The organism is Streptococcus mitis, assembly GCF_005844455.1.
In the GTDB taxonomy this organism is placed as follows: Bacteria; Bacillota; Bacilli; order Lactobacillales; family Streptococcaceae; genus Streptococcus; species Streptococcus mitis_BF.
Window position 1 is genome coordinate 1 of sequence record NZ_SPGF01000069.1, and the last position, 9,309, is coordinate 9,309.

5 protein-coding genes and 2 pseudogenes are annotated in these 9,309 nt (G+C 38.8%); 1 reads left to right on the forward strand and 6 read right to left on the reverse strand.

What is annotated here, in order from left to right; genetic code table 11:
- Positions 1 to 239: pseudogene (locus FGQ53_RS10310) on the forward strand (transposase family protein); the annotation flags it as partial.
- 16 nt (positions 240 to 255) lie between these two features.
- On the opposite strand, the pseudogene FGQ53_RS10315 reads toward FGQ53_RS10310, so the two are convergent.
- From FGQ53_RS10315 to FGQ53_RS10340, 6 genes and pseudogenes are all read right to left on the reverse strand, one after another.
- Positions 256 to 1,197 (reverse strand): annotated as a pseudogene (locus FGQ53_RS10315) (gamma-glutamylcysteine synthetase); the annotation flags it as partial.
- 293 nt (positions 1,198 to 1,490) lie between these two features.
- Positions 1,491 to 2,348, reverse strand: coding sequence for a sugar ABC transporter permease (locus FGQ53_RS10320; RefSeq protein WP_138338528.1), 858 nt, complete (start codon positions 2,346 to 2,348; stop codon positions 1,491 to 1,493).
- Positions 2,349 to 3,647, reverse strand: a complete 1,299-nt coding sequence (locus FGQ53_RS10325) for a sugar ABC transporter permease (RefSeq protein WP_138338531.1) — start codon at positions 3,645 to 3,647, stop codon at positions 2,349 to 2,351.
- A 26-nt stretch (positions 3,648 to 3,673) separates the two neighbouring features.
- The gene (locus FGQ53_RS10330; protein ID WP_138338534.1) at positions 3,674 to 5,791 is read right to left on the reverse strand and encodes an alpha-amylase family glycosyl hydrolase; all 2,118 of its coding nucleotides are present in this window, start codon (positions 5,789 to 5,791) and stop codon (positions 3,674 to 3,676) included.
- A 12-nt stretch (positions 5,792 to 5,803) separates the two neighbouring features.
- Entirely contained in the window at positions 5,804 to 7,507 is a 1,704-nt protein-coding gene (locus FGQ53_RS10335; protein WP_138338540.1) for a glycoside hydrolase family 13 protein, read from the reverse strand.
- Between the two features lie 144 nt (positions 7,508 to 7,651).
- A complete protein-coding gene (locus tag FGQ53_RS10340) occupies positions 7,652 to 8,905 on the reverse strand; it encodes an extracellular solute-binding protein (protein ID WP_275543852.1) in 1,254 nt (417 codons plus the stop codon).
- Positions 8,906 to 9,309 lie beyond the last annotated feature (404 nt).

Consider the following 9,309-nt stretch of genomic DNA (forward strand, 5'->3'; position numbering starts at 1 on the left):
GCATCTTGAAATTTCACGAAAATACCTTTATTCCTGCTAAGCGTTCTAAACATCACCCCTTAACCCAAGAGGATAAGTAGTTGAATCGCGAGATAGCTAAAATGCGTATTGGAGTTGAGCACTTTAATGCCAAATTTAAAACCTTTCAAATCATGGCACAGCCTTATCGTAATCGTAGAAAACGATTTGAATTAAGAGCTGAGTTGATTTGTGGCATCATCAACCACGAGATAATGTAGTTACCGAACAAGTCTAGTCTTGATACTGGTAATTACGATGAGTTTGGAAATCCTTCTCCTGAGGGTAAATAAAAACCTCATTCCCATTAAGGGAACATGCATGGATTTCAGGTGTAGCCAAATAGTCCCTTGCCTGAATAGGATAAAAATAATAGGTCTGTCCATCACGTTCCGCAGTAAAAATTGCAGAATGATTTAGGTAATCCAAAAAATCATCCTCATCTTTAAAGAGTCTAGCATTGACACCAATGTTCTCTGGATAAATACCATGCATGGATTCTTCCCAAAAAATATCCCTGGAAATCTTGGTATCCCAATCTGCCCCCGAAAATTCAGAGTTTGCAAACAAATAGGCTTTAGCTGCTTCAATTTGCGTAAAAACATTGATAACACGCAGGTAGTTGGACCTTGAAACGTCCAGTTGAACCTGACTCCCACAGATAAAGGCTCCATACTCAGGAAAATGATGTAAATCTGATTTAGTAATATTTCTACTCAGATTCAAATAATCCATCAACATCTGATAGCGGGGATAAGCCACTGGTTGATTCTCGTTCTCCTCCCAGTATGGATGGATACCAGAACCAACAATAGCATGATTTGATTCGCCTAATTTTCTCTGAATTACATCCATATAATTATTAAAACGATTTTCAACCTCTTGTATCGTTTCAGCCTTACCAAATGCAAACTCAATCGTAGTATAAGCAACCTCGAATAAGATCGTATCTTGGCTGACTGGATCAAGTAACTGAATTGGATTTCCAAAATTATCCACTTTTTCGATGGTAAAGCCCAGTACTGATGGTAAATATCGCAACAGCTCCCTAACAACCTCGATATCCGTAGCATTGCCCTCTAAATTCACAATAGGATACTCCAGCTCAATTCCCACAAATAAATCAGGCTTCTTTTCTAAGTAACATTTCTTTAGTAATTCAACAGGCGAGACATTAATCACCAAACTCTTTCATAATCAAAATAAATTGTGAATAAGTAATATTATAGCAAAAATCTAAGCAAAAAAGATTGGAATGGCACTCAAAAAAGAAAGGACGAATTTCGTCCTTTCTCGATCTTAGCTTTTCTTCAACCCACTACAGTTTATAAAGAGCCGAATTCTGAATGTCAGATAACTCGTTTTGTTTGCTTTTTATATTTAAGGTTAGACTTTTGTCTCAGTCTCTTCATCTTCTGTATAGTCAGCGTTGACTTCTACACTACTATAAAATATACTGTAGCACTTTTCAACTACCCTTTTGTACCACCCTTGGTTAATCCAGATACAAAGTTCTTTTGTAGGAAGAAGAATAGGATGGAAATAGGGACAGCAATTAGGATAGCTCCAGCTGCAAAGAGAGTTATTTTTTGATTTTTAGCATCAATAATAAACGTTTGAAGCCCGACGGCTACTGTGTAATTTTCTTGTGAACGAAGTAAGAATTTTGCCAGTATGAAATCACCAAATGGTCCCATAAATGCCCATAAGGCCTGTACGGCAATCATAGGTTTTACCAGTGGGAGGACGATTTGGTAGAAGGTCTTGAAATGCCCAGCTCCGTCCAGTTTGGCAGATTCATCAAGATCATAAGGGACAGTGTCAAAATACCCTTTCATGAGCCAAGCATTCATCGGAATACCACCGCCTACGTAAATCAGAATTAGGAACCAGTAATGATTAAGGGCATTGAAGAGCCATGCCATAACGAAGTAAGCAGTCAAAGCAGCCATGGTAGGAACCATTTGAATAACCAAGAAGAACAGCAAACTTTTCTTACGGCCGACAAAGTTATATCTACTGTAGGCATAACCTGTTAATGTAATAACAGTTACTTGAATGAGCATCGTGAAGAAGGCAACAATCAAAGTGTTCATATACCAACGACCATATAGAGTTTCTGTAAACAGTCTTCGGAAATTCTCTACCGTCCAGTCACCATCCAGAGTGAAAGTGAAGGAAGTGATATTACTTGGTCGAAAGGCTGAACTAACAGTTACTAAAATTGGAAACAGGATAATAATTGCCAATAGAACAAGATAAGCGTAGGTAAAGAATTGAGTGAGAAATCGATTACGCTTTAGGGAACTTTTTTGAAACTTTCCTGTCATTTATCGGTCCTCCATATCAAATGCATTGAATTTTTTAAAGGTGATGAGGGATACAGAGATGACAATCAGTGAAATAATCAAGGTGACAGCAGACGCCATTGAAAATTGAGGTGAAGTCTGAGTAGTCAACTTGTAAATCCAAGAAATCAAAATATCTGTAGAACCTGCACCGCCACCAACGCTACCAGGTCCACCGTTATTAAAGAGGTAGATGATAGAGAAGTTGTTAAAGTTGAAAGTATATTGTGAAATAAAGGTTGGAGCGGCTACAACTAAAATCATTGGAAGTGTAATTTTCCAGAATTTTTGCCAAGCGCTAGCACCATCAATAATAGCTGCTTCATATAAATCAGATGGAATTGATTGTAGTATACCAGATACCAAAATATAGATATAAGGGAAACCAAGCCACCCCTGCACCATTACAACAGCTATTTTTGTCCAAGTAGGATCTGTTTTCCAAGGAACAATCCCAAAGTCAAGGAATGGTAATATTTTCTCAATGAAAGGTAAAACTTGCACATTCATTGCACCAATAGAGTCATTGAAAAAGTTTCCAAAACTCATAATAGAAATAAAGGCAGGCACAGCCCAAGGTAGGAGGAAAATAACCCCGAAGATACGTTTGAACTTGATGAATGGCTGATTTGCAATGATAGCAGTAACTACACCTAATACAATTTGTAAGGTAGAAGCTGTCAACGTCCAAATAAATGTCCAAGATAAAACAGATGAGAAGGCACTACGGAAGGTGCTTAGCCCGACCATATTCACAAAATTTTCGAAGCCAACCCAATCCAGTAATTTTTGTGGAGGGATATGTCTAAAGTCGTAGTTTGTAAAAGCGATAAAGACTGTAACCAATACAGGAAAGACAATAGCAAATGTCATGGCTAAGTAAGCAGGAATTGTCAATAAATAAGGGAAACTGTTCTCGTAAATTGTTTGCAGAGTTTCCTTGGCTGTCATAGGAACTTTCATTCCTTGATTGAGCATTTCAGCGGTCTTTTTTGCATCCCTCATACAAATAATATGGACGATAATCATTACGAGGAAGAGAATCAGCTGCATTGCGCCCTTGATTAATAGGAATAGGGAGTGATCAATGACAGGTGTATCCCCGAGAGTGATTAATCCTTGGATAGCAGGGATACCAAAGGTAACTATTTCAATTAATTCAAGAAAGAAGACAGTAAGGAGGAAAGCTCCCTTCGCCTTCTGTTTGTTATAGAATTGCCCCAGTCCTAGAATGAGGGAAAGCCACATGGCTACCCGAGGGTTATGTTGTTTTTGTTCCATCGCGTCTCCTTTCTGAAACTACGTATTTATTCTTTTAATGTAACGGTGGTAGCCTTATCTTCTGTTTTAAAGCTGTTGTAATCGCTTTTCCATGCAACATTGCCATTGCTATCTTTCTTGACAAATTGATATTGAATATCTGTGTTGCTTGGAAGGCTAACATCGTAGAACCAGTTAGGGTAACTCGCTATTGATTGTGTTTGGTTAAAGAGAGGCCCAATTGCTTTATTGACATCCCCACCACCTAATTCAGGAACATTTCCGACTAGATATAGCTGTTCTCCCCATGATGTTGATAAGTTATTGATTTTCAAACGTACAGGAACTTGTTTGCCAGACAACACTTCAAAGTTTGCGAAAGCGTTGCTGTGTGCACCTTCACTAATTGTTGCTGAAATAGCATAAGAACCGGCGGTTAGTTGAGGAACTTTCACTTTGATTAAAGTATTGTTCCACTCAAGCACTTGTGCGTTCGTATCGTTGAAGGATACAGTTCCAGCTTGTGTACCAAAACCTTGTCCTGTTAATACGATTGTGTTGCCAGGTAAGCCCATTGAGGTGTCTACATCGGCTAAGTTTAATTCTTGCCCTTTACCCTCAAAGGTCCAGACAGCAACTTCACCAGGAGATAATTCAAAGTCTTGAACAGTTCCAGATGAAGAAACGACTAATTCGGAACCGCCTAGGATGCCATCCAATTTATCTGAGTATTTTCCATCTGGTAAATCCGTATGTGCGCCTGTAATTTGGTAAGAACGAGATTGGTTTTTATTAACAGCAACCAACGCAACATGGTCACCGAATTTTCTCTCGAAAACAAGGACATCTTGGTTAATCCAACGTTCTTGCGTATTTCCGTAAGCCAGACCTTGATTGCTCTTGCGGAGTGGTGCTAACTTGCTGATGACTTGGTAAGCTACCGAATTTTGATCAAAGCTAGTCATGTCTCCGCGATTAGCTGGGTCATCCTCACCTTGTGCGTACTGCTCACTACCGTAGTAAAGATTTGGAACGCCTCTTGAGGTCAGCAAGAGAGCATAAGCCTGATGTACAGCTGTTTGATTCCCGTTAACTATAGTTGAAAAACGCTTCATATCGTGATTATCAATGAAGGTAACTTGGTCACTGACTTCTTCGTAATCGTTCTCTGTTGCTTTTAAGACGTTGTAGAAATCTGTCATTGAGGCTGAAAGATTAGTATACAGATTTCGAACGGCATTTGCAAATCGGAAGTCAAGTAGACTCATACCACTAGTATTAGCAAACTGTGACATTGCTGGATCATTGTCAGTTCCTCCGACAAACCATTCACCAAAAGCAAACACATTATGCTTTTCATAGATGCTACTCAACCAGTTTTTCTGCCAACCAAGAGACATATGTTTAACAGCATCTACTCGAATACCATCTACTCCCATGTCTAACCACAATTGAATAGCATCCTTCATATAGTTATCAACTGTTGGATTGAGATTATTCAAGTCTGCGAGACCATAGAGGCTGTGATAAATGCCATTCTCTAAATCAGGTTTGTCTGACCAAGATTCATGATTGAAGATATTTTCGCTGTCGCTACTAAATTTCCCAATTAATTGTCCATCTCGGTAAAGAGCTCCATCTTCTGGAAATGTGAACCCTTGATATTCAGCAGTTGATGTGTGGTTAGGTGCAAAATCGATGACAATTTTGATACCATTTTGATGTGCTACGGTCACTAATTCTTTGAAATCTTCCATGCTACCAAAGTGTTGGTTTGTACGAAAAAAATCTTTAGCCCAATAACCATGATAAGCAGCACTTTTTGAAGATGGGTCAATAACTTCAATATTTTCTACAGGTGAAGAAATCCAGATTGCTGAAATTCCCATTTTGGTCAAATAGCCATCTTTAATTTTTGAGATAATTCCCTGCCAGTCGCCTCCGTGATATTTACGAGGGTCAGCCTTATCGAATAACTCTCCTTGTGCATTGTTACTAGTATCGCCATCAGCAAATCGGTCTGTGACAATTTGGTAGATAGAATCAGTTGAGAAGTCTGCTTTATTTGTGACGGCATTTGCTTCATCAGCTTGTACAGTACTAAAGAGAGTGGATAGTGCAATAGTTGCTAGAGCAGAAATGATGTATCTCTTATTTTTTTTCATAGTTGTTTTCTCCTAGAGAGATGATGAGTGTATTAAGAAACCATTTTTCTTTAATTTATTATTAGAGAAACCATTTTCTACAATCACATTTTCTGCATATACCCCGACCTCCTCTTCCTCTCCATTGTTTATGAGTAGTTCTAAGGTGTGCTCCTTAGAAGTCCGTTTTAGCGACAGGATATTGCTGTTAGCAGTGATTGCTATGTCTCCAATTTGGATAAGGCTATTTTGTTTTAAGGTGATAATCTGCTTCATTTTTGATAACAGTTCGCGGTTCCAACTGGTTTCATCCCAATTAAAACCTCTACGGCAGTCAGGGTCATAGCCCCCTTCCATTCCTAATTCAGTACCGTAATAGAGGCAGGGGATGCCTGTAAAAGTAAAAAGAAGAGCGGTAGCAGCCAACAGTTTATCAACTGATTTGTTAACTTGTGTGAAGAAGCGGTGTGTATCATGTGAATCTAAGAGATTGAGATTCATACGATTGACCGCATCAGTATTTCTCATGAGAATGTGATTTAGTCGTTCCGCCATACCTTGAGAGGATAAGTTGTTGTTTGCAAAATAATCTAGGCAAGCTTTGGTGAATGCATAATTCATAATGCTATCATATTGGTCACCTTGTAGATACGGGTACGCATCATGCCAGTTTTCACCAATAATAATGAGATTTGGATTAATTGCTTTGACAGTTTTTCTAAATTGTTTCCAAAAATCGTGTGAGACTTCATCCGATACATCTAGGCGCCATCCATCTAATTGGAATTCTTGTGTCCAATAGCGCGTGATTGCTAGTAGGTAATCTTGGACTTCAGGGTTAGAAGTGTTCAATTTAGGCATTTGTGCCACTGCTCCAAAGGTTTCATAATTGAGATTCTCTTGATCTATGTGGTCGCCGTGAATCATGAACCAATCAAAATAGACAGATTTCCTCCCTTTAGAAAGGACGTCCTGAAACTCTGGGAGTAAGTCACTACTATGGTTGAAGACAGCATCTAAAACAATTTTCATATCTAGGGCATGCAAGTCGTCAATCAGTTGTCTCAAACTGAATTTGCTACCAAAATGTTTGTCTACACTATAGTAATCGTTGATATCATATTTATGATTACTGTTGGATTGGAAGATAGGAGTCAAATAAATTGTATTAACCCCTAATTCTTTGAGGTAAGATAATTTTTGGCGAATCCCTTCCAAATCCCCCCCAGCCAAACTAGTTGGCAATGGTTTAGCTGTCCAGGCCATGTTGATGTATGTATCGTCTTTCTCCATATCGCCACGGAAAAAGCGGTCAACAAAGATTTGATAAAAGACGGCACCATCTGCCCAATCAACTACCCGATGGACATCGACTGGATTGATGTAAGGCATTTGGAAAAAGTCATAAAAGGCATAATCAAAGTCATAGGTCTCTGTGATCCCACTTTCGCTAAAATAGTAGATTTTTCCATCCTCTTCAAACTTAAACACATAAGCTAAACGCAAATCTCTCAAGGTTAATTTCACTTCATAATAGGCATGGAGATGATCTATGTATTTGAGTGTCAGTTTTTTTTCTTCTTGTTCAAGATGGTAACGGTATTTGTTGCCATAAACGAGAGAAAAACGAAGATGTTTGTCTTCTTTAGCGACTCGTAAACGAATGACTACTTCGTTGTCGGAAGTGGCAAAACAATATCTAGAGTCTGGAATATGCAAAAATCCTGCTTTGTTCATAGTAGCCTTTCTTTTGGAACTGTTCAATCTTTTCTCTCCTAACTAAGGTAGTTTAGCAAAGAGAAAAAGCTGAACAAAAATATATCTGAATCAGCTTTTTGTTGGTAATACAGAACACTTGACTAGTGCGATGTCTTTACGAACTTATTCGGCGTATTTTTGTTCAATCGTTTCTTTAATAGCCTTTATTGCTTCCTTAGCAGCGTCTTTAGCAGCTTTCTGACCTGAAGCTACATCAAAGAACATTGTAGCTGCAGGGTTCCAAACTTCCGCCATTTCAGGAATGTTTGGCATTGGCTGAGCATCAGCAAATTGTGCGATAACAGCTGAAGTCAACTCATTTCCTTTTTCTGAAGCATAAGTGCGAGCAAGTGTGTTTGCTGGAATTTCTTGAGTATTGTCGTAGAAGGCTTTTTGATTGTCTTTGTTTGTTACGTAATCAAGGAATTTTTGAGCAACTTCCATGTTTTTGCTGTAGTTTGAAACAACCCAAGCTTTGCCACCACCGAAGGCTTTGTATTTACCGTTGTTTGGAAGTGTTGGAATAGTTGCTACACCATAATTGACCCCTGCTTCTTTCAATGAAGCAGCTGCCCAAGGTCCGTCAATAATAGCAGCTGTTTTGCCTTTTGTAAATTGTTCAGTAATAAAATCCCCTGCCTTGGTAGGATCTTGCATACCTTGAGGCCACACATCATACCAAGTTTTAGCGTATTCAAGTCCTTTGATAGCACCATCGTTGCCAAGACCGACATCTTTAGGATCTGTACCATCTTTACCAAAGACATATCCATCATAACCGGCTAGCAATCCGTATGCAAAGTAGAAGTCAGTCCACTTTGCAAGGAAACCAGTTGCTTTACCGTCTTCACCTGCAAATGCATATTTTGAATCTTTTTGAAGAGTTTCTAACTCAGAAAATGTTTTGGGCGCTGCAGAAATCAAGTCCTTGTTATAGTAGAGAACAAGCGTCTCAATAACAGCAGGAGCTCCGTATACTTTACCGCCTAAAGTTACCAAATTTTGAGTTGTTTTATCAAACTGTTCTTTGTTGCCGAGTGATACTTCAGCAATTTGTCCATCTTTACCAAGTCCCCCAACGCGGTCGTAAGGAGCAATAAAGACATCCGGAGCTGCACCAGTTGGTCCATCAGTAGACAATTTGTCTAGAGTATCAATCATACCTTCTTCTTTTACGTTGATGGTTACACCATTGTCTTTTTCAAATTTTTCTTTGATACTCTTGATGTACTCAACGTATCCTTTGTCAACAGAAACTGTCAGAGTCTTAGAATCTGACTCAGCTTTTTTATTAGAAGAACTACCACATGCAGCAAGAGTTGCTACAGAAGCAAGAGATAGAGTGCCGACAGCTAATTTTTTCCAATTCATAATAATTGGACCTCCTATTATTATTAGAAATGCTTGAGCGGTAGCGCAAACATTTTCTTTAGATGACAATAGTATATCACAAGGAGAAAACGTTTGCAAGTGTTTTCTGATATTTTTGAAAATATTTTTTATAGCTACTGTCTTTGAAAGTTCTATAATGAGGTTAGCCACCCAGCCCTCCTAAAAATTAGATGGTTCAACTGGCTTATAGCTAGTACTCGATTTCATTTGATAAGAGGCTTGATGCTGTTAGGCTGGTGAGCCAAGGCTAAGACTAGCCTTGGTTTAGCTAACGAAACAGCTTCAAGGGTTCCTCTTGCCAAATGAAAGCTCTTCTAGGCATAAGAAAACACCTCTGTGTTATACTTGTTGTTTAACCGCAAACACAAGAAAGGTACAGAGATGCAAGA